This is a genomic window from Nocardiopsis terrae, assembly GCF_014651695.1.
GTDB lineage: Bacteria > Actinomycetota > Actinomycetes > Streptosporangiales > Streptosporangiaceae > Nocardiopsis > Nocardiopsis terrae.
Genome location: NZ_BMXJ01000005.1, coordinates 328040 through 347900, shown reverse-complemented (window position 1 = coordinate 347900; position 19861 = coordinate 328040). Strand labels below are relative to the sequence as shown.

The window sequence follows — 19861 nt, the reverse complement described above, 5'->3', positions numbered from 1 at the left end:
CGCAGACGCGACGGGGCGTGGAGAGGTGGAGCCGATGACTGCGGACGACCGTGGGCCCGAGGGCGCCGAGCAGGTGGAGATCGTGGAGGTGGGGCCGCGGGACGGCCTCCAGAACGAGGCCACCGTGCTGTCGGTCGGGGAACGGGTCGAGCTGATCGGGCGTGCGGTGGCCGCCGGGGTGCGCAGGATCGAGGCGGTCAGTTTCGTCAACCCCAGGCGGGTGCCGCAGATGACGGGGGCCGAGGACGTCATGTCCGAGGTCCGGGGTGAGCCCGGGGTGTCCTTCATCGGGTTGGCTCTCAACCGGCGCGGCCTGGACCGGGCGTTGGCAGCCGGGGTGTCCGAGGTCAACGTGGCGGTGCCGGCCACCGACGGGTTCTGCACCCGGAACCAGGGCTGCACGGTCGACGAGATGCTGGACTCGGTGGCCGAGATGGACCGGGAACTGGCCGGGACCGGCGTTCCGCTGAGCGTCACCGTCTCCACGGCCTTCGGGTGCCCGTTCGACGGTGAGGTCGCGCCGGAGCGGGTCGTGGAGGTCGTGCGCCGGATCGCGGACACGGGCGCGGTGGAGGTCGCGCTGGCCGACACGATCGGGGTCGGGGTGCCCGCTCAGGTGCGGGACCTGTTGCGCCGCACGGCGGAGGTGGCGGGCGGGCGGACCCTGCGCTGTCACTTCCACAACACCCGTAACACCGGTTACGCGAACGCGCTCGCCGCCGTGGAGGAGGGGGTCCGGGTACTGGACTCCAGCCTGGGCGGTTTCGGCGGCTGCCCCTTCGCCCCGGCCGCCACCGGCAACATCGCCACCGAGGACCTGTTGTACATGTTGCACCGCAGCGGGCTGCGTACCGGGGTGAGCCTGGCCGACGCCGCCGCCCTGGGCGACTGGATGGGTGAGCGCCTGGGCAAGCAGCCGCCCGCCTACCTGGGCCGGGCGGGGGCCTTCCCCGCCTGAGCGCGGGCGGGCTCCGAGGGGGTCGGTCGTCCTCTCGGCGGGAGGCACAGGGGGCTGTCGTTCATCACACCCGGGTCCTCGTCGCCGGTGTCCGGCGGCGTCGGAGGATGCTGTTGCCTTCGCCACGCGGACCCGGTGCCGCGGGGCCCGGATCGGCCCGGTAGCAGGGCTTTGCGGCAACCGTGCAGGTGGGGGCCGGGAACAGCGGGCCGGGAAAAGGCGTTCCCGGGTGTGGGCGAACGGGGGGCCTGTTATCCTGGTGCCCCGTGGAGTCCGACGTACCGGAACGGCACAGCCGCCGCCGGAACCGGACCGCCGCACGGCCGCTCAGCTCGCCCGAGCCCGCCGTAGCCACTCAAACCACGGGAGCAACACTTTGGCATCCGCCGCGAGTACCAAGCACCTTTTCGTTACTGGCGGCGTCGCCTCCAGTCTTGGTAAGGGCCTGACCGCCTCCAGCCTGGGCCGACTCCTGAAGTCGCGGGGCCTGCGGGTCACCATGCAGAAGCTGGACCCCTACCTCAACGTGGACCCGGGGACGATGAACCCCTTCCAGCACGGCGAGGTCTTCGTGACCGACGACGGTGCCGAGACCGACCTGGACGTGGGCCACTACGAGCGCTTCCTCGACGTCGAGCTGTCCGCCTCGGCCAACGTCACCACCGGGCAGATCTACTCCAGTGTGATCGCCAAGGAGCGCCAGGGCGCCTACCTCGGTGACACCGTGCAGGTCATCCCGCACATCACCAACGAGATCAAGTCGCGCATCTACGCGATGGACTCCCCCGACGTCGACATCGTCATCACCGAGATCGGCGGTACGGTCGGCGACATCGAGTCGCAGCCCTTCCTCGAGGCGGTCCGTCAGATCCGGCACGAGATCGGCCGGGAGAACTGCTTCTTCCTGCACGTCTCCCTCATCCCGTTCCTCGGCCCGGCCGGGGAGATGAAGACCAAGCCGACCCAGCACTCGGTCGCCGCCCTGCGCAGCATCGGTATCCAGCCCGACGCCATCGTGTGCCGTTCGGACCGCCCCATCACGCAGAGCCTGAAGGCCAAGATCAGTCTCATGTGCGATGTCGACGAGGCGGGCGTGGTCTCCACCCCCGACGCCCCCTCCATCTACGACATCCCCAAGGTCCTGCACCGCGAGGGCCTGGACGCCTACGTCGTCCGCCGTCTGGGCATGCCCTTCCGGGACGTGGACTGGACCGAGTGGGACGAGCTGCTGCGTCGCGTGCACCAGCCCGACCACGAGGTCACCATCGCCATGGTCGGTAAGTACATCGACCTGCCCGACGCCTACCTGTCGGTCAGCGAGGCCCTGCGCGCGGGCGGTTTCGCCACCGACACCCGGGTGAACATCCGCTGGGTGGCCAGTGACAACTGCGCCAGCCCCTCGGGTGCGGCCTCCGAGCTCGACGGCGCCGACGGCATCCTCATTCCGGGCGGCTTCGGCGTGCGCGGTATCGAGGGCAAGCTCGGCGCGATCCGCTACGCCCGCGAGAACGGGGTGCCGCTGCTGGGCATCTGCCTGGGCCTGCAGGGTCTGGTCATCGAGTACGCGCGCAACGTGCTCGGTCTGGAGGGCGCCAACAGCACCGAGTTCGACGACAAGGCCGTCGACCCGGTCATCGCGACCATGGCCGACCAGGCCGACGTGGTCTCCGGCGACCGTGACATGGGCGGCACCATGCGACTGGGCATGTACCCGGCGTCCCTGGGCGAGGGCACCCTGGTGCGGGACCTGTACGACGGCGCCGCGCAGGTGTCCGAGCGCCACCGGCACCGGTTCGAGGTCAACAACGCCTACCGGCCCAAGCTGGAGGAGGCGGGTCTGGTGTTCTCCGGCCTCTCCCCTGATGGCAAGCTGGTGGAGTACGTGGAACTGCCCCGGGAAGCGCACCCGTTCTTCGTTGCGACGCAGGCGCACCCGGAGCTGCGCTCCCGTCCGACCAACGCGAACCCGCTCTTCCGCGGTCTGATCTCCGCCTCGCTGGAGCACAGGCTCTCCTGACGGGGACGGGACCGGGCGGGCGGGGCCCGAGCCTGAGAGGGGCCGCATGGCCAACCACACCCGCCCGGTCACCGCCGAAACGACGGGGGCGTACGCGAAGGTCGCGGACGCCCCCGCGTCGTGGCCGGTGGAGCGCACCGAGGAGCGGTTCGCGGGCGCCAAGTGCGGAATGCGCACGGACTGGGTCCAGATGCCCGGGGCCAACGGTGAGGGCCGGAGTCTGGCCGCCCGCGACTACATGGACCATCCCGGGGCGGCGGCGGTCGTGGCCCTGGACTCGGCCGGGCGCGTGTTGCTGCAGCGCCAGTACCGGCACCCCACCCAGCACACCCTGTGGGAGCTGCCCGCCGGGCTCATCGACGGTGCGGGCGAGGGGCCCCTGGCCACCGCCCGGCGCGAACTGCTGGAGGAGTCCACGCTGCGCGCCGAGACCTGGCACGAACTGCCCGACTTCTTCCCCAGCCCCGGTTTCTCCGACGAGCGCATCCACATCTTCCTCGCCCGGGACCTGACCGAGGTACCCGAGGAGGAGGTCGGCTTCGTGCGCGAACACGAGGAGACCGACCTCGCCGCCGAGTGGCTGCCGCTGGCGGAGGCCGTACGCGCGGTCCTGGAGGGGCGCCTGCACAACGGGGCGACGATCATCGGGATCCTGGCCGCGCACACGGCGGCCCAGGACGGGTTCACCTCCCTGCCCGTGGCTGCGGATGCCTGACCCGATGGAGCGGACCGGACCCGGGGCGGTCCCGCTGCGGCGTGTACGGGCCGCGTTCCTGGACCATCTGGGCGCCGAGCGGGCCCTGGCCGACAACACCCTGCTGGCCTACCGTCGTGACCTTTGCCGCTATGTCGGCTACCTGGAGGACCAGGGGCTCACCGAGCTGGCACAGGTCTGTCCGGGGCACGTCGGGGCGTACCTGGGGGCGCTGCGCGAGGGCGACGAGGAGCACGCCCCGTTGGGTGCGGCCTCGGCCGGCCGGGCCCTGGCGGCGGTGCGCGGGCTGCACCGGTTCGCGGTGCGGGAGGGGTGGGCGGCCGTCGACCCGGCCGTGGACGTGACGCCTCCGGTGCCGCCGATGCGGTTGCCCAAGGCGGCTCCCCTGGAGGTGGTGGAGCGGTTGTTGGAGGCGTCGGGCCCGGCGGACGCTCCGGCCTCGGCCGCGCGGGCCGATCTGTTGGCCCAGCGTGACCGCGCCCTGTTGGAGGTGCTCTACGGCACCGGGGCGCGTGTCTCGGAGGCGGTGGGGCTGGACGTGGACGACGTCGCGGAGGCGGTGGACGCGGCGGACACCGGCGGCGCGGTCGGGTTGGTGCGGTTCCGCGGCAAGGGCGGGAAGGAACGCCTGGTCCCGCTGGGCTCCTACGCGCGGCGGGCCCTGGGCGGGTACCTGACCCTGGTGCGGCCGACCCTGGTCGCCTCGGGCCGGGGCGGCCCCGCCCTGTTCGTGAACGCGCGCGGTGGTCGGCTGACCCGTCAGGGCGGGTGGGCGCTGCTTTCGGCGGCGGCCGAACGGGCGGGGGTCGAGGGCGTCTCCCCGCACACCCTGCGGCACTCCTTCGCCACCCACCTGTTGGACGGCGGCGCCGACATCCGGGTCGTGCAGGAGCTGCTGGGGCACAGTTCGGTCACCACGACCCAGGTCTACACGCTGGTGACGGTCGAGCGGTTGCGCGAGGTGTACGCCTCCAGCCACCCCAGGGCGCGATGGGCCGGGGGCGGCTCGCGGTGACGGCAGGGCCCTGGTGGCAGGGGAAGCGGTGGAGCGTTCGGGGTGAGTCCGACGTGCGCCGTGTGTACCCTTCTCCTACGAGAAGGGAGGGTACGTGCGAGCGGTTCCTCCCGGTTGCGCAGGCGGGGGAATCCTCGTCTGATCATGTTGAAGTGCGCCGTGTCGTCGTTCTAGAGTCGCCGCACAGAGGTACGTTGCTGTCGACATATTGAGTTTCCGACGGCGGCCAGTCGTGGGAGGCGTCAGCAGTCCCATCGGGCCGTGGCCGGTCCGTGGGGGAGGTCAAGGGTTGTGAACTGGTCGGAGTACGACGAGGCGGCGAACACCGCACCCGTCGGTGAGGGGGACCTCGCCGATCCGGTGAGCAACCCCTGGGGGACGACACGCAACACGGGGGCGGATCTGCACACCAAGAGACCCGAGCGGACATATCCGGAGCCAGCACCGCTCGACGAACACGGCCCGGCACGGATTGTAGCACTCTGTAATCAGAAGGGTGGGGTCGGTAAGACCACCACCACCATCAACCTCGGTGCGGCCATCGCCGAGTACGGCAGACGGGTGCTGCTGGTCGACTTCGACCCGCAGGGCGCGCTGTCGGTGGGTCTGGGGCGGCTGGACCCGCGCGAGCTGGACCTGACCGTCTACAACCTGCTCATGCAGCGCGACGTGACGGTCGAGGACGTCCTGCTCAAGACGGACATCGACGGACTGGACCTCATCCCGAGCAACATCGACCTGTCCGCGGCCGAGGTGCAGCTGGTCGGGGAGGTGGCACGTGAGCAGATGCTGGGGCGCGCGCTGCGTCCGGTCATCAACGACTACGACGTCATCCTCATCGACTGCCAGCCGTCGCTGGGCCTGCTCACCGTCAACGCGCTGACCGCGGCGGACGGGGTCATCGTGCCGTTGGAGTGCGAGTTCTTCGCACTGCGCGGTGTCGCCCTGCTGATGGACACCATCCAGAAGGTGCAGGAGCGGCTCAACGAGGACCTGGTGATCGACGGTTTCCTCGGCACCATGTACGACCCGCGCACCCTGCACGCCCGCGAGGTGTTGTCCACGATCGTGGACGGGTTCGGGGACAAGGTCTACGGCACGGTGATCAACCGCACCGTGCGTTTTCCGGACGCCACTGTGGCGGGTGAACCGATCACCAGGTTCGACTCGTCCTCGGCCGGGGCCAACGCCTACCGGTCCCTGGCCAAGGAGGTGCTGGCGAGGTGGCCTCTCAGCGGTCACGGCGCGTGACGCTACCCGGGGCGGACGAGCTGTTCTTCCGCCCCTCCGGCTCCGAGGAGGAGCTGGTCGAGACCGAACGCCAGTACCAGGTACCGGAACAGGACCGACAGGGGGCGGCCGAGACTCCGTCGGAGTGGCCCGCGCGCAAGCCGAACGGTCGCGGCAGGACCAAGGTGCGCCGCGCGCCGAAGCCGAGCGGGCGCCAGCGCCACGACGAGAAGATCACCGTCTACGTTTCGGGGCCCGAACTGCTGGCCCTGGAACAGACCAGGCTCTCGCTCCGCGCGGAGCACGGGCTGTCGGCCGACCGCGGCCGCCTCGTACGCGAGGCCGTCGCCGTGCTGCTCGCCGACTTCGAGGAGCACGGTTCGAGCAGCATGCTGGTGCGTCGGCTGAGTGAGGAATGAGTACCCCGGTCCGACCGCTGGGGGAGCGGACACGGACCGGGGCGGTAGACAGAGGGTGTCACCGGCTGGTCCGAGCCGGTGACACCCTTGTGTCATGAGCAAGAAGACGCGGGCCGGTCATGATGACTGACCGGGAGGGGCCGCCCCCGCAGGAGGAGGGCGCCGACGAGGCCGACGAGAACGCCTTCCAGGTGCACCTGGACAACTTCGAGGGGCCCTTCGACCTGCTCCTCGGGCTGATCTCCAAGCACAAGCTGGACATCACCGAGGTGGCGCTGTCGAAGGTCACCGACGAGTTCATCGCGCACATCCGCGCGTTCGGCGATGACTGGGACCTGGACCAGGCCAGTAACTTCCTGCTGGTCGCGGCCACCCTGCTCGACCTCAAGGCCGCCCGTCTGCTGCCGCGGGGCGAGATCGAGGACGAGGGCGACCTGGCCCTGCTGGAGGCACGGGACCTGCTGTTCGCCCGACTGCTCCAGTACCGGGCGTACAAGGAGGTCGCCTCCTTCATGCGGGAGCGGTTGGCCACCCAGGGCCGCCGGTACGCGAGGGCGGTGCCGTTGGAGGAGCGGTTCGCCGGGATGCGCCCGGACGTGCTGTTCAAGCTCGGGCCCCAGGAGTTCGCGGCCCTGGCCGGCATGGTGTTCACCCCGAAGGAACCGCCGAGCGTCTCGGTCACCCACATCCACCTCACCAAGACCTCCGTGAAGGAGCAGGGTGAGCTGATGGTGGCCGAGTTGCGCGAACACGGCCGACTGACGTTCGCGCAGCTGACGGTCGAGTGCACCGGTACCTTCGAGGTCGTCGCCAGGTTCCTGGCCCTGCTGGAGCTGTACCGGGCCTCGAACGTGGGCTTCGACCAGCCCGAACCGCTGGGCGAACTGACCGTCACCTGGACCGGTGGCGACGGGGACGTCGAGCTGGAGTCCGACTACGACGAGGCGGCACCGACCGCCGACACGACGCCGGGGGAGCAGCCATGACCGCAGAGCAGACCGCGGACGTGGGCGGGGCTCCCGCGCCGCCGACCCTGCGCCGTGACCTGGAGGCCGTGCTGATGGTGGTCGACCAGCCGGTGTCCGAGTACGACCTGGCCCGCGCCATGGACGTACCGGTGGAAACCGTCACCCGGACCCTGGAGGAGATCTCCCGGGAATACACCGAGCAGGGCCGTGGTTTCGACCTACGGGCGGTGGCCGACGGGTGGCGTGTGTACACGCGGCCCGAGTGCGCCGACATCGTCGAGCACTTCCTACGGGAAGGGCAGGAGGTGCGGCTCACCCAGGCCGCACTCGAGACGATGGCCGTCGTCGCCTACCGCCAACCGGTCTCACGTGGCAGGGTCTCCGCCGTACGCGGGGTCAACTGCGACGGGGTTATGCGTACCCTCGTACTGAGGGGCCTGATCGAAGAGGCCGGACACGACTCCGAGTCCGGTGCTCTGCTGTATCGGACCACTTCCTATTTCCTGGAACGGCTGGGCCTGCGCGGCCTTGACGAGCTGCCTGATCTGGCGCCGTTCCTCCCCGACGACATCGAAGGTCTTGACGACACCGGTGAGCACACCTAACAACGAACGTTCCCGTGGTGAGCGGGACGACGCACCGCGCGGTGAGCGCGGCGACTACAACAACCGCGGAGGCCGAGGCCACCGCGACGACCGAGGCAGGGACGACCGGCGCCCCCACGGGCGCGGTGACGGTCCCCGCCGTGACGACCGGGGCCGGGGCGGCTACCAGGGGCGTGACGACCGGAGCCGTGGTGGTTACCAGGGCCAGGGGCGTGACGACCGCCGTGGTGGTGGCCGTTTCGACCGCGACGACCGCGACCGGCGTCCGCAGGCCCGTGACGACCGTGGCGGCCGTTCCTTCGAGCGCCGTGACGACCGTGACCGCCGTCCGCAGGGCCGGGACGACCGTGGCCGTGGCGGCTACCAGGGCCAGGGCCGTGACGACAGCCGTGGCGGGTACCGGGGCGACCGTGACCGCAGGGACGACCGTGGCCGTGGCGGCTACCAGGGCCGGGACGACCGTGGCGGTCGCTCCTTCGAGCGCCGTGACGACAGCCGTGGCGGTTACCGCGACGACCGTCCCCGCCGTGACGACCGCGACCGCCGCCCGCAGGGCCGTGACGACAACCGCGGCGGTGGCTACCAGAGCGGGGACGGCCGTCCGCGCCGTGACGCCCAGGGCCGTCGTATGCAGGGCCGTGACGACAACCGCGGTGGCGGCTACCAGAGCCGTGGCGGCCGCCCCCAGGATCGGAACGACCGGCCGCGCCGCGACCAGCGTCACGACCAGCGCCCCGAGCGTCGCGACCAGACGCCCACCGCCGGAGGCAAGAGCGAGAACCAGCTCTCCAAGGCGGCCCGCGAGCGGCTCAGTGCCCTGCGCGCCGACTACGACCCGCGCGACGAAGACCGGCACACAGGTGAGCCCCGCGACACCTACACCGACGTGCCGGACGGCATCCGGCTCCAGAAGGCGCTGGCCGCGGCCGGTGTCGCCAGCCGCCGGGCCAGCGAGGAGATGATCGCGGCCGGCCGGGTGAGCGTGGACGGCCAGATCGTGCGGCGCTTCGGCGCCCGTGTCGACCCGGAGGTCTCCGAGATCCGTGTCGACGACATGCGTGTGGTCACCGCCCCGGACAAGCTGTACTTCGCGCTGAACAAGCCGCGCGGTGTGGTCAGCACCATGTGGGACCCGCAGGGACGCCCGACCCTGGCCGACTACGCCGGTCAGACCGAGGAGCGCATCTTCCACGTGGGCCGGCTGGACACCGAGACCGAGGGTCTCATCCTGCTGACCAACGACGGTGACCTCGCCAACCGGCTCACGCACCCGCGCTACAAGGTCGTCAAGACCTACGTCGCGAAGGTTCCGGGTCCAGTGCCGCACCGCGTGGTGCGCCGGATCCAGAAGGGCGTGGAGCTGGAGGACGGCCCGGTGAAGGTCGACTCCTTCCGCGTGGTCGACAACGACGAGGCCCAGGCCATGGTGGAGATCCGCCTGCACGAGGGGCGCAAGCACATCGTGCGTCGCCTCATGGAGGAGGTGGGCCACCCGGTCACGGACCTGGCGCGCACCCAGGTCGGCCCGATCGACCTCAACACCCTGCGGCTGGGCACGATGCGCGCGCTCAGCTCGCGTGAGATCGGCGAGCTGTACAAGGTGGCGGGCCTGTAACCACGCAGGGCTGTGGATACAGTTGACGGCGGTCGCACCCCGAACGGGGGAGCGGCCGCCGTTTCCTCTTCTCCGGGTGCGGCAGGGTTGACGACGACAAGGCGGGATCGAACGTGGCGGTACGGGCCATCCGCGGTGCGGTGCAGGTCGACGCGGACGAACGCGAGCAGGTGCTGGAGGCCACGGCCGAACTGGTTCGGGAGGTGATGCGGCGCAACGAACTCACCACGGACGACGTGATCAGTGTGGTGTTCACCGCCACCCCCGACCTGACCAGTGAGTTCCCCGCGCTGGCCGCGCGCAAGGTCGGTTTCGCCGACGTTCCGCTGATGTGCGCGACCGAGATCGCCGTCCCGCACGCCCTGCCGCGTGTGGTGCGGCTCATGGCGCACGTGGAAACCGACCGTGCGCGCGCCGACATCCAGCACGTCTACCTGCGCGGGGCGCAGGCGCTGCGCCTGGACATCGCCCAGTAGGTGCGGCGTTGCGGCAGGCGGCGGCTCCGGGGCCGCCGGGCCGTGGGGGCCGTAGTCTGGAAGACAGGCACACGGCAGGGTCGGGGGAGCAGTGAGTGGTAGCGGTGGCGCGGACGGCGCCGGAGTGAGGCGGACGGACCTGCGTCGGGTCACGGTGGTCGGCAGCGGTCTGATCGGGACGTCGATCGCTCTGGCCCTGCGTGCCCGTGGCGTAGACGTCACCCTCACCGACCCGGATCCGGCCTCCCTGCGGTTGGCCTGCGACCTCGGTGCCGGGCGCCCCCTGGACGGGGCCGCTGAGAGCTCTCCCGCGGACATCGCGGTGATCGCCGCGCCCCCCGCCGTCATCCCGGCGGTGCTGCGCGACGCCCAGGACCGGAAGCTGGCCCAGGTGTACACCGACGCGGCCAGTGTCAAGGCGAGCGTGGTAGCGGGTGCCGAGCGGCTCGGCTGCGACATGGCGACCTTCGTGGCCGGGCACCCCATGGGTGGCCGCGAGAAGCACGGCCCGGGAGCCGCCCGCGCCGACCTGTTCCTGGGCCGCTCCTGGGCGCTGTGCCCCACCGACGAGGCCGACGCCGGTTCCGTGGCCGCGGTGACCGAACTGGCCCGCCTGTGCGGGGCCGATCCGTTGGTGCTGGAGGCGCGCGCGCACGACCGCGCGGTGGCCCTGGTCTCACACGCCCCGCACGTGGCCTCCTCCGCGGTGGCCGCCCGGCTGCTGGCCGGGGACGGGGCCGCGCTCACCCTGGCCGGTCAGGGGGTGCGCGACGTCACCCGTATCGCCGGGGGGGACCCGGCCATGTGGACGGAGATCCTCACCCACAACGCGGGGCCGGTGGCCGAGGTGCTGCGCGAGACGGCTGCCGACCTGGCGGCCACCGCCGAGGCGTTGCGCACCTGGTCCGCCCGAACCCCCGCCGATCCGCCCGGCCGGGCTCCGGCCGGGACCGAAACCCCCTCCCGGGACGGCGCCGGTGGCGGGGACGACGACGGCCTGGAGCCGGTCCGCGACCTGTTGGCCCGGGGGCGTTCCGGCCACGGCCGCATCCCCGGCAAGCACGGTGCGGTCCGCCGCCCCGTGTACACGGTGATCCCGGTCGTCATCCCGGACGAGCCCGGCGCGCTGGGCCGCCTGTTCGCCGCGGCCGCCACGGCCGGCGTCAACATCGAGGACGTGCGGATCGAGCACTCCCCGGGTCTGCCGTTGGGCGTGGCCGAGCTGTACGTGCTCCCGGAGGCCGTGGACACTCTCGCCGCGGCCCTGTCGGCCGACGGCTGGTCGGTGCACCCGGGCGCCTGAGCGCGCCCCCCGGTGCGGTGCGGCCCGTCGCGCGGACGGGCGCGCGGCGCGACGGCCCCGCGCGCGAAGGTAGGCTGAGGCGTCGGCAGTGACGGTGTCATCCGTCCGTAGTGAGGGAGTCAGCAGTAGTGAGCGCGCAGGGCAAGGGAATCGTCATCGCCATCGACGGTCCCTCCGGGTCGGGCAAGTCGAGCACGGCCAAGGGTGTCGCCAAGGCGCGGGAACTGCGCTACCTCGACACCGGGGCCATGTACCGGGCCCTCACCTGGTGGATGCTGGACAACGGTGTGGACGTCGACGACGCCGCCGCGGTGGCCGCCAACGTCGAGCGCCCCGTCATCACCATGGGCACCGACCCCTCCGCCCCCACGGTGGCGGTGGACGGCCGTGACGTGGCCGCCGAGATCCGCGGCAAGGACGTCACCACCAACGTGAGCGCCGTTTCGGCGGTGCCCGAGGCGCGCGCTCTGCTGGTTCGGACCCAGCGCGAGATCATCGAGGCCGCCCGGAACGAGTCCGCGGGTATCGTCGTGGAAGGCCGTGACATCACGACCGTGGTCGCCCCCCAGGCCCCGGTCAAGCTGTTCCTGACCGCCAGCGCCGAGGCGCGCGCCCAGCGCCGCAGCAAGGAGGTCCGGACCGGGGACATCGCCGCGACCCAGGCCGACCTGGCCCGTCGCGACATGCTGGACTCCAGCCGGTCCCACTCGCCGCTGACGCAGACCGCCGACGCCACCGAGCTCGACACCACCGGCCTGAACCTGGACGAGGTCGTCGCTCTGGTCGTCAAGCTGGCCGACGAGGCCGGGAACGGGTAGGTCCTCCGCAGGGAGGGACCGGCCACACCCACCCCTTCGGGGGAACACACGAACATCCACGGGGGTTGCCCTCCGTGGCAGGACGCGGGCGCCCTCAGCGGCGCCCGTGGTGATTCACGTGGCGATCGCGTCGAATCCTTTCGCATCCCCGCGGTACGCATCCTGGGCGCGTGGGGACCCAGAACCGGGAGTACGAGTACATGAGTGAGTTCGACGTGGTCGACACGGGCCCCGAGGGCGAGGAGGCGGCTTTGCCCGTCGTCGCCGTCGTCGGTCGCCCCAACGTCGGTAAGTCCAGTCTGGTCAACCGGATCCTCGGCCGCCGCGAGGCCGTGGTCGAGGACGTGCCGGGGGTGACCCGTGACCGGGTGGCCTACGACGCCGAGTGGCAGAACCACCGCTTCACGCTGGTGGACACCGGTGGTTGGGAGACCAGCGTCAGCGGCCTGGCCGCGATGGTCGCCCGGCAGGCCGAGTACGCCGCGCAGACCGCCGACGTCATCCTGTTCGTGGTCGACGCGACCGTCGGCATCGCCGACGCCGACGCCGCCGTCACCCGGGTGCTGCGCTCCACCAAACGGCCCGTGGTACTGGCGGCCAACAAGGTCGACGGCGAGGGCCAGGAGGCCGACGCGCTCGACCTGTGGAACCTCGGCATGGGGCAGCCCTACCCGATCAGCGCCCTGCACGGTCGCGGCACCGGCGACATGCTGGACGCCATCGTGGACTCCTTCCCCGAGACGCCCGTGGGCGACGCGGAGGAGGACGAGGAGGACGGCCCGTCCCGGATCGCCCTGCTGGGCCGTCCGAACGTGGGCAAGTCCAGCCTGCTGAACCGGCTCGCCGGTGAGGACCGGGTGGTCGTGGACTCGGTCGCGGGCACCACCCGTGACGCCGTCGACGAGCTCATCGAGCTGGGCGGCAAGACCTGGAAGTTCATCGACACCGCCGGTATCCGCCGCCGGTTCCGCGCGCTCCAGGGCGCCGACTACTACGCGACCATGCGTACCGGCACCGCCCTGGAGCGGGCCGAGGTGGCTGTGGTGCTGATGGACGTCAGCGAGCCGCTCGCCGAGCAGGACATCCGGGTCGTGGAGCAGGTCGTCGAGTCCGGCCGCGGTCTGGTCCTGGCGTTCAACAAGTGGGACATCCTCGACGACGAGCGCCGGATCTACCTGGAGAAGGAGATCGACCGCCAGCTGGGGCGGGTCTCCTGGGCGCCGCGGGTGAACATCTCCGCGGCCACCGGCCGCCACATGGAGCGGCTCGTCCCGGCGATCGAGACCAGCCTTTCCGGTTGGAACCAGCGCATCTCGACGGGGCAGCTCAACAACTGGCTCAAGGAGCTGGTGGCGGCCACCCCGCCGCCGGTGCGCGGCGGCAAGCAGCCCAAGATCCTGTTCGCGACCCAGGCCGGTGCGCGTCCGCCGCACTTCATCCTGTTCACGACCGGGTTCCTCGAGGAGAACTACCGCCGCTTCATCGAGCGGCGCCTGCGTGAGGACTTCGGTTTCGAGGGGACCCCGGTGCACATCAGCATGCGTATCCGCGAGAAGAAGAACGCGGGCGTGGGCCGCGCCTCGAAGGGCAGTGTGCGTCCGGACCGCAAGCCGCGCGGCGGCGGTGGCCGCCGGAAGTAGGCACGGGTTCCGGAACCGAAGGGGCGTCCCGGGCGGGGCGCCCCTTCGGCGTGCGCAGGGTCCGCGGGTCGCGGGGCCCCGTCAGGGGTCGGAGGGCAGGCGGTGGACGTTGCTGCCGCGGATACTCCGGCCCGAGCCGTCGCCCCTGCGGGGATGGGGCAGACTTCCCACGGCTGCGGGGGCGCGTTCGGGAACCGGGATGGCCGGTGCGCCCGGCAGCGGTTTCCCGGCACTCTCCCGCATCCGCCAGACCACCAGGACACCGACGGCTCCGGCGGCCATCACCAGCCAGGCGGGCGAGTACAGGTTGCCGGTGGACTGCACCAGCGACTCGGCGACCAGCAGCAGGACCGGTGCCGCGTTGCCGATCGCGGCGGCCGTGACGGCCTTGCGGGTGGCCCGGTGCTCGGTTCGCGGGACCCGCTGGCCCCCTGGTTGGTTGTCGCTCACGTCTCTCCCTCGGTGTTCCCACCTGGTGCACATGGACAAGGACTCCGGGTGCTGAACCCGTGGGATGCGGCCGCGGCGTCCGGCGGTAGCGTGGCCGTATGCGAAAAGTGCTGGTCAGTGCCTGCCTGATGGGGCGCAGGGTCCGTTACGACGGCCAGGCGAAACCGGTGGGGGACGACACGGTCACCCGCTGGCGGGAGGAGGGGCGCCTCGTCGTGCACTGCCCCGAGATCGCCGGCGGTCTGCCGGTGCCCCGGCCGCCTGCGGAGATCGAACCGGGCGCCGACGCCGCCGACGTGCTCGCCGGTCGGGCCCGCATCCTCACCCCCGAGGGCGCGGACGTGACCGGTCCCTTCGTGTCCGGTGCGCGTTCGGCGCTGGCCACCGCCCGCTCCCAGGGGGTGGTGATGGCGCTGCTCAAGGAGTCCAGCCCCTCCTGCGGGCTGCACGAGGTGTACGACGGGACCTTCGAGGGGCGCAAGGTGCCGGGGGAGGGTGTGACCGCGCACCTGCTCCGTGAGCACGGGGTGGCCGTGTTCAACGAGAACGAGGTCGCGCAGGCCGCGGAGCGGATGAGGGTTCTGGAAGCGGGCTGAGCCGGGCGAAGGACACGCCCCGGGACGCCGCTGCGGCGTCCCGGGCACGGTTCGGGGCGTCAGTCCCTGACGACCGCGTAGCGCAGGCAGGCGAAGGGCCCCGCGAGTTTGGCCTCCAGCGGCTTCAACCGGACCCGCCCGTCGAGCAGGGGAGCGCCGCCGCCCAGGCTGACCGGTGCGACGGAGACCGACACCTCGTCCAGCAGTCCCAGCCGGGCCAGGTTCGCGGCGATCCGTCCGCCGCCGACCACCCAGATGTCGCGGCCGTCGGCGGCCCTGACCATGTCCGCGTGCAGGTCCTGCAGTTCCTGGTCGGTGTCGGCGCTGGTGAAGCGGAGGTCGCCCGCCACCCGGGGCAGGTTCCGGTGGGTGAGCACCCACGTGGGGACCTGGTACGGCCAGGGCTTGCCGCCCTCGTGCCTGTGGATCCACTCGTAGGTGGTCGCACCCATCACGATCGCGCCCGCGCCCCTGATGAACTCCTCGGTCCTGTCGAGTGCCTCGCCGTGTCCCTCGTCCTCCGGCTCGCTCTCCACGGTGAACAGCCACTCCAGTGAGTTGTCCTGGTCGGCGATGAAGCCGTCCAGGCTGGTGGCGGTCTCGTAGACGGTCCTGCTCATGTCGTGTCTCCCCGTTCGTTCGGTGTCCGGTGCCGGTTCGGTGCCCCGTGCCGTTCCTGCAACCACTCCAGCGGGTCGCCGTGGCCCACCTCGACCCCCGCCGCGCGCAGCATGTGGCGGACGCTCTGCCTGCGGTGCGCGGAGTAGGTGAGCACGTGCGCGACCACCCCGCCGAGCAGGAAGCTCTCCGGCGGGTCGCACAGGGCGTCGATGAGCCGGTCGCCCCAGGCGTTCCGCCGCCCGATGTCGTCGACGGCGGCGATCCAGCGCGCCCCCGCCGCCTCGTGCCTGGCCCGGATCGAGGCCGGGTCGTCGGGCCCCTGCCCGGGGAAGTCCTCGCCGCCGATGGAGGCCAGCCAGACCTCCCTGGACCGCACCAGCCGGTCCAGGGCGGCCGCGATCGACCCCTCCGGGCCGTCCCAGGCCAGAACGGTCCGGCCGGGTTCCCAGACCCTCCGGTAGTCCTGCTCCGGCAGGTCCGCGGCCAGGGCGATGAGCCGGTCCGTGTCGTCGACGTCGTGGTGGGTCTGGAGCGCGGTCAGGTCCATGCCGGGTCGTCCCCTCGGGTTCTCCTCCACCCACAGGTGGATCGGCGGGTGGAAGTGGACGCCGTTGGGTGCGGGCAGCCATCTGCCGCTGCCCGACGTGGTGGCGCTGGGCGGGTGACCGAAGGCGCGCGCGAAGGCCCGCGTGAACCCCTCCACCGAGCCGTATCCGGCCGTGAACGCCGCGTCGGTGACGCTGGTGCCCTGGCCGATCTGCCAGGCCGCGCGTTCCAGCAGGACCCGGCGGCGCAGCGCCACCGGGGACTCGCCGGTGTCCCGGGCGAAGAGGCGGCTGAAGTGGAAGGGCGAGGCGTGGGCCTGCCCCGCCATCTCGCTCAGTCGGGCGTTGTCCTCGTCCAGGACCGCGTCGAGCAGTTCACGCAGGCGGTCGCGCCCGGAGGAGGGCTCGGTGGTGGAGTCGGTCATGGGACCAGTATGTTCTCGGGCCCCTCGCCGCCGCTTGACCGTTCTTGCGCAGTGTCGGCGGCCTCCTGGCCGACCCGGGCCGCCCTGAGCGCGGGCGGGACCATCGCCGGGTTCAGGGTGATGCCGACCAGGCCGATGCCCGTCATCGACAGCAGAGCGACCGCCGGGACGTGGGCGGACAGGGCGACGCCGAGGAAGGCTCCGGCGGCGGTGCCGGTGACGACGCGGGCGAGCACCATCGCCCCGTAGGAGGGGGCGAGGCCGGTCGAGGCGGTGCCCGCCAGCGTCTTCGGTCCGGCGCCGGACTGGGCCGCGATCCGCATCCCGTAGAGCAGGGAGGTCACGTACCAGGCCAGGTCCTCGGGGGCGCGGTCGGCGGTGACGGACCCGTCGAGTTGGCCGTCCCTGAGGGTCAGCCGCAGTCCGGAGAGGCGCCGTTGCAGGTCCGCCTCGACGAGCCGGGCGATGTCCGGGTTGCGGGAGGCGACCGCCGTGATGGTGTTGACGGTGAAGCAGCCTGCTCCGTGCCCGTCCGCCCGGTTGGCGGTCTCGTCCTCGGTGATCGCGGTCAGCAGCGCGCGGACGCGTTCCAGCACGGTGGCCCCCGCGGTGTCCAGGAGGGTGGCCTGGCGCGCGGTCATGGTGGTGACGTAGTACGAGAGCGCCCGTCGGAACAGGTGCTCCTTGGAGTGGAAGGTGTTGTAGAGGCTGCTCCGGGTCAGCCCGGTCGCCCGGCACAGGTCAGCGGTGGACGTCCCGTCGAAGCCCTTGCTCCGGAACTCGCCTTAGGCGGCCCGGACCACACGCTCCTCGTCGAACTGGCGCGGTCTTCCCATGGGGTGACGGTAGCAAGGTCCGTACCGATCAAGACAGAACCCTGCGTTCGGCCCGGGAGCCCCCGGAGTACACCCCGCGACCACCGCCGGGGACCGGAGCCCGGCGGTCCCCGAGGGGCCCGCGGACCGTGTGCGAAAGGCCCGCCAGATGCGATAGAGTCGTCCCCGTTGGCGGGGCCGGAGGCGGCTTCCGCTCAGCGGCCGGGACGTAGCGCAGTTTGGTAGCGCACTTGACTGGGGGTCAAGGGGTCGTGGGTTCAAATCCCGCCGTCCCGACAGAGGAATAGCAGTTCAGTGAGGGGCTCGTCGTCAGACGGGCCCTTTTCTGCGTCTGCGGTGGGGTGCGGGTGGGGTTGAACCGGGGCCGGGTGGGCCGTCAGTCCACGTCGGGCAGGATTCCGTCCGTGCTGTTGTCGCGGTTGGGACGGGACACGCTTCCCGACGCCGTCCGGCGGGTGTCGGAGGAGGCTTTCAGCCGTCCGCTCGACGTGATCGTTCTTCGCTGACCGACGTGGATATCACCGCTCATCGGGAATGAGACAGCCCTGCGGGGCAATCACCTCACTCACGTGCTGGTCTTGCTGAAGGTTATGGAGACCATGACCGTTTCGTCCCCACCGTGACCCGCGCTCAGGAGCACCCGATGGTCCTCCTGCCGGTGGGCCCGCAGCACGATCGGAACCCCGGGGGCCAACAGTGTGTCGGCCTGGAGCAGTTCGACCCGGAACGGTGGACCGGTGTTCTCGGGGGCCTCCATCAGGCGCTCGGCCAGATCGACCAGAGCCGTCAGCAGGTAGGCGAGCGGAACAGCGGGAAACCCGGCGAAATGGCCCGCGCACTGTTCGGCCCGCAGGTTCACTTCCGCCTGTGCCTGCGTTCCGGACACCGACACATCGTCCAACCGCAAAGGCGAACGGTAGGGAGAGGAGGCCGTCTGTTGGGTTGAGGGGTCGGCCAGGTGCTCGAAGGTGCGCGCGAAGCTCTTCTCATCGAGGACCACGTAGTCGCAGTGCAGATCGAACAGGGCCGTGTGGTCGGAGTCGTAGAGGAAGGCGGCGGCCGAGGCCGAGCCCGGCCGGTTGATGCCCCCCAGAGCCGTCGTGTGCAGAAGCTGCTGCGGCGCTCCCGGCGCGGGCGGGGTCAGGCGACGCAGCCTGGCCCTGCGCGCCAGGTAGTAGCGACGGCCCGGGCCAGCTGTCGTGGCGGCCGCGCACAGCCCGATGATGGGCAGATGCCGAGCCGCCTCGATGATCGAGACCGGCTCTTCGGCCGCGGAAGGGAACTCCGGGGAGAACGATGCCGTGGCGCACCCAGGCGCCGGGGAGGAGATCCCGTTCAGCGTTCGGTACGGAGGGGAGACACAGATTCGTGAGGAAATGTCCATGGTATAACCCTTTCTGTCAATGAGAAGACGACAAAACGCGATGAACGGAGTTCTCCTGCCAATTCCAGAGGGGTGGTCGGTGGGTGTGGCGCATCGGGTTGGCCGTGGCAGGTCGGTGTGGCGTCATGCCGTCGTGGCGATATCGCATTTCACAGAAGCTGCTCATGGGAATGCGAAGGATGCGGTCGCTCAGCACGAACCAGAGCGGTGGGCGGTCGGCGCTGTTCAGCAGCGTCCACCGGCCCTTGCGGAATCCGAGTGTCCGCTCGCATGGGGGCTCTCCCAGGACCGTTCCCGTTTGCAGGGAGCGGCTGCGTAGGCCTCCGCCTTGGGTGGTCCGGGTGTGACCAGGGGCCGGTGTGCTCACTGATCCCGGGCGCGGCCTGCTCGATCTCCGATGTCCGGGAGGACCGGGCGGGTATCTGATCCGGGTCCGTCAGGAGCGATCAGGGTTCGAACCGGCGGCCGTCGGATCTGCAAGCTCGGGTTGGTCGGTCAGGAGTCGCTCTCGGAGTCATCAGCGGAGCGAGCCGCCGCGTACCAGTAGGCGGCGATCGCCTCCTCCATCCTTCGTGCAGCGATCACGGCCTCGTCCACGGGCTCACCTCGCGCAAGGCCCTCCTCGGCGGCCAGCAGGGCCTGAAGTTCGAGTTCGTCGGACTGGCCTCCCCCGTAGTACCAGGCGACCTCCTCGATCACCTCCAGAGACGACTCCTCGAGCAACCGGAGCATCTCGTCGCTGTCGGGGAAGTAGTTCACCATGTCCCAGTACAGGGCCAGTGCCGTTTGCGACTGGTTTCCCAACAGTGCGGCTCTTTCCCAGAACCCCGGAACCTCGTATGCGAGGTGGTCCGGGGGCCAGTTCCGGACATCCTCCTCAGTCATTCCTGACGCTTCGATCAAGCGGCGGAGTTTGGGGCGCGCACGATTGACCAAACGCACCATGTCACAGAGGAAGGCGACGTTTTGCTCGCTGGGAAACCGGGACATCACGGTGGCGAACCCGGTGATCTCAGCGGGATGGCACTTGTGGGTGACGCCCACCAGCCTGCGGAAGTTCTCCGTGGTGGCGCGGTTCTCCCTCAGCGACTCCAGGAACCGGTTGCCCACGGGATCGCTCCTGGCAAGCTTCTGGAGTTTGGCGACCGCCTCGCCGGCGAGCGGAGTCTGTGAGAGATCAGTGAACACAGTACCTCCATGCCTCTCCTCGGGAGCTTTCTCAGGC

At 71.0% G+C, this 19861-nt stretch carries 18 protein-coding genes, 1 tRNA gene and 2 pseudogenes; 15 read left to right on the top strand and 6 right to left on the bottom strand.

Annotated elements, in window-relative coordinates; translation table 11 throughout:
* The first annotated feature begins 34 nt into the window (after positions 1 to 34).
* From IE195_RS15880 to der, 13 genes are all read left to right on the top strand, one after another.
* On the top strand, positions 35 to 958 hold the full coding sequence (locus IE195_RS15880) for a hydroxymethylglutaryl-CoA lyase (RefSeq protein ID WP_191272161.1): 924 nt from the start codon (positions 35 to 37) through the stop codon (positions 956 to 958).
* 376 nt (positions 959 to 1334) lie between these two features.
* Complete coding sequence (gene pyrG / locus IE195_RS15875; protein ID WP_191272159.1) at positions 1335 to 2975, top strand: CTP synthase; 1641 nt, start codon at positions 1335 to 1337, stop codon at positions 2973 to 2975.
* Between the two features lie 46 nt (positions 2976 to 3021).
* Positions 3022 to 3690 (top strand): NUDIX domain-containing protein, encoded by a 669-nt coding sequence (locus tag IE195_RS15870; protein ID WP_191272156.1) that lies wholly within the window; start codon positions 3022 to 3024, stop codon positions 3688 to 3690.
* A gap of 4 nt (positions 3691 to 3694) precedes the next feature.
* Positions 3695 to 4705 carry a site-specific tyrosine recombinase XerD gene (locus IE195_RS15865; RefSeq protein WP_191272677.1) on the top strand — a complete coding sequence of 337 codons (1011 nt, stop codon included), beginning with the start codon at positions 3695 to 3697 and terminating at the stop codon, positions 4703 to 4705.
* Between the two features lie 291 nt (positions 4706 to 4996).
* On the top strand, positions 4997 to 5956 hold the full coding sequence (locus IE195_RS15860) for a ParA family protein (protein WP_191272154.1): 960 nt from the start codon (positions 4997 to 4999) through the stop codon (positions 5954 to 5956).
* Positions 5953 to 6354: a hypothetical protein gene (locus tag IE195_RS15855; RefSeq protein ID WP_191272152.1), complete on the top strand. Its 402-nt coding sequence runs from the start codon at positions 5953 to 5955 to the stop codon at positions 6352 to 6354. The genes IE195_RS15860 and IE195_RS15855 overlap by 4 nt, the downstream gene beginning before the upstream one ends.
* A 119-nt stretch (positions 6355 to 6473) precedes the next feature.
* Entirely contained in the window at positions 6474 to 7340 is an 867-nt protein-coding gene (locus IE195_RS15850) for a segregation and condensation protein A (RefSeq protein ID WP_191272150.1), read from the top strand.
* A complete protein-coding gene (gene scpB, locus IE195_RS15845; RefSeq protein WP_191272148.1) occupies positions 7337 to 7927 on the top strand; it encodes an SMC-Scp complex subunit ScpB in 591 nt (196 codons plus the stop codon). Before IE195_RS15850 ends, scpB begins: the two co-directional genes overlap by 4 nt.
* Positions 7914 to 9542 carry a pseudouridine synthase gene (locus IE195_RS15840; RefSeq protein WP_191272146.1) on the top strand — a complete coding sequence of 543 codons (1629 nt, stop codon included), beginning with the start codon at positions 7914 to 7916 and terminating at the stop codon, positions 9540 to 9542. The genes scpB and IE195_RS15840 overlap by 14 nt, the downstream gene beginning before the upstream one ends.
* A 113-nt stretch (positions 9543 to 9655) precedes the next feature.
* Positions 9656 to 10018, top strand: coding sequence for a chorismate mutase (aroH, locus tag IE195_RS15835; RefSeq protein WP_191272144.1), 363 nt, complete (start codon positions 9656 to 9658; stop codon positions 10016 to 10018).
* 91 nt (positions 10019 to 10109) lie between these two features.
* Entirely contained in the window at positions 10110 to 11321 is a 1212-nt protein-coding gene (locus IE195_RS15830; protein ID WP_191272142.1) for a prephenate dehydrogenase, read from the top strand.
* 128 nt (positions 11322 to 11449) lie between these two features.
* Positions 11450 to 12139, top strand: a complete 690-nt coding sequence (cmk, locus tag IE195_RS15825; protein ID WP_191272140.1) for a (d)CMP kinase — start codon at positions 11450 to 11452, stop codon at positions 12137 to 12139.
* A 200-nt stretch (positions 12140 to 12339) separates the two neighbouring features.
* Positions 12340 to 13779, top strand: coding sequence for a ribosome biogenesis GTPase Der (der, locus tag IE195_RS15820; RefSeq protein ID WP_191272675.1), 1440 nt, complete (start codon positions 12340 to 12342; stop codon positions 13777 to 13779).
* A gap of 81 nt (positions 13780 to 13860) precedes the next feature.
* On the opposite strand, the pseudogene IE195_RS15815 reads toward der, so the two are convergent.
* Positions 13861 to 14121 (bottom strand): annotated as a pseudogene (locus tag IE195_RS15815) (MFS transporter); the annotation flags it as partial.
* Positions 14122 to 14327: 206 nt separating this feature from the next.
* Between IE195_RS15815 and IE195_RS15810 the strand changes: the two are divergent.
* Positions 14328 to 14825 (top strand): 2-thiouracil desulfurase family protein, encoded by a 498-nt coding sequence (locus tag IE195_RS15810; RefSeq protein WP_191272138.1) that lies wholly within the window; start codon positions 14328 to 14330, stop codon positions 14823 to 14825.
* Positions 14826 to 14884: 59 nt separating this feature from the next.
* Here IE195_RS15810 and IE195_RS15805 read toward each other — a convergent pair whose 3' ends face one another.
* The 3 genes and pseudogenes from IE195_RS15805 to IE195_RS15795 all read right to left on the bottom strand — a co-directional run.
* The gene (locus tag IE195_RS15805; protein WP_191272136.1) at positions 14885 to 15445 is read right to left on the bottom strand and encodes a dihydrofolate reductase family protein; all 561 of its coding nucleotides are present in this window, start codon (positions 15443 to 15445) and stop codon (positions 14885 to 14887) included.
* Positions 15442 to 16416, bottom strand: coding sequence for a helix-turn-helix transcriptional regulator (locus IE195_RS15800; RefSeq protein ID WP_191272134.1), 975 nt, complete (start codon positions 16414 to 16416; stop codon positions 15442 to 15444). Before IE195_RS15800 ends, IE195_RS15805 begins: the two co-directional genes overlap by 4 nt.
* A 257-nt stretch (positions 16417 to 16673) precedes the next feature.
* Positions 16674 to 17252, bottom strand: a pseudogene (locus tag IE195_RS15795) (TetR/AcrR family transcriptional regulator); the annotation flags it as partial.
* 202 nt (positions 17253 to 17454) lie between these two features.
* On the opposite strand from IE195_RS15795, the gene IE195_RS15790 reads away from it, so the two are divergent.
* Positions 17455 to 17528 (top strand) — tRNA-Pro (locus tag IE195_RS15790).
* 289 nt (positions 17529 to 17817) lie between these two features.
* Here IE195_RS15790 and IE195_RS15785 read toward each other — a convergent pair.
* Both IE195_RS15785 and IE195_RS15780 read right to left on the bottom strand, forming a co-directional pair.
* Positions 17818 to 18636 carry a hypothetical protein gene (locus IE195_RS15785; RefSeq protein ID WP_191272132.1) on the bottom strand — a complete coding sequence of 273 codons (819 nt, stop codon included), beginning with the start codon at positions 18634 to 18636 and terminating at the stop codon, positions 17818 to 17820.
* Positions 18637 to 19131: 495 nt separating this feature from the next.
* A complete protein-coding gene (locus tag IE195_RS15780) occupies positions 19132 to 19824 on the bottom strand; it encodes a hypothetical protein (RefSeq protein WP_191272130.1) in 693 nt (230 codons plus the stop codon).
* Positions 19825 to 19861: the final 37 nt, after the last annotated feature.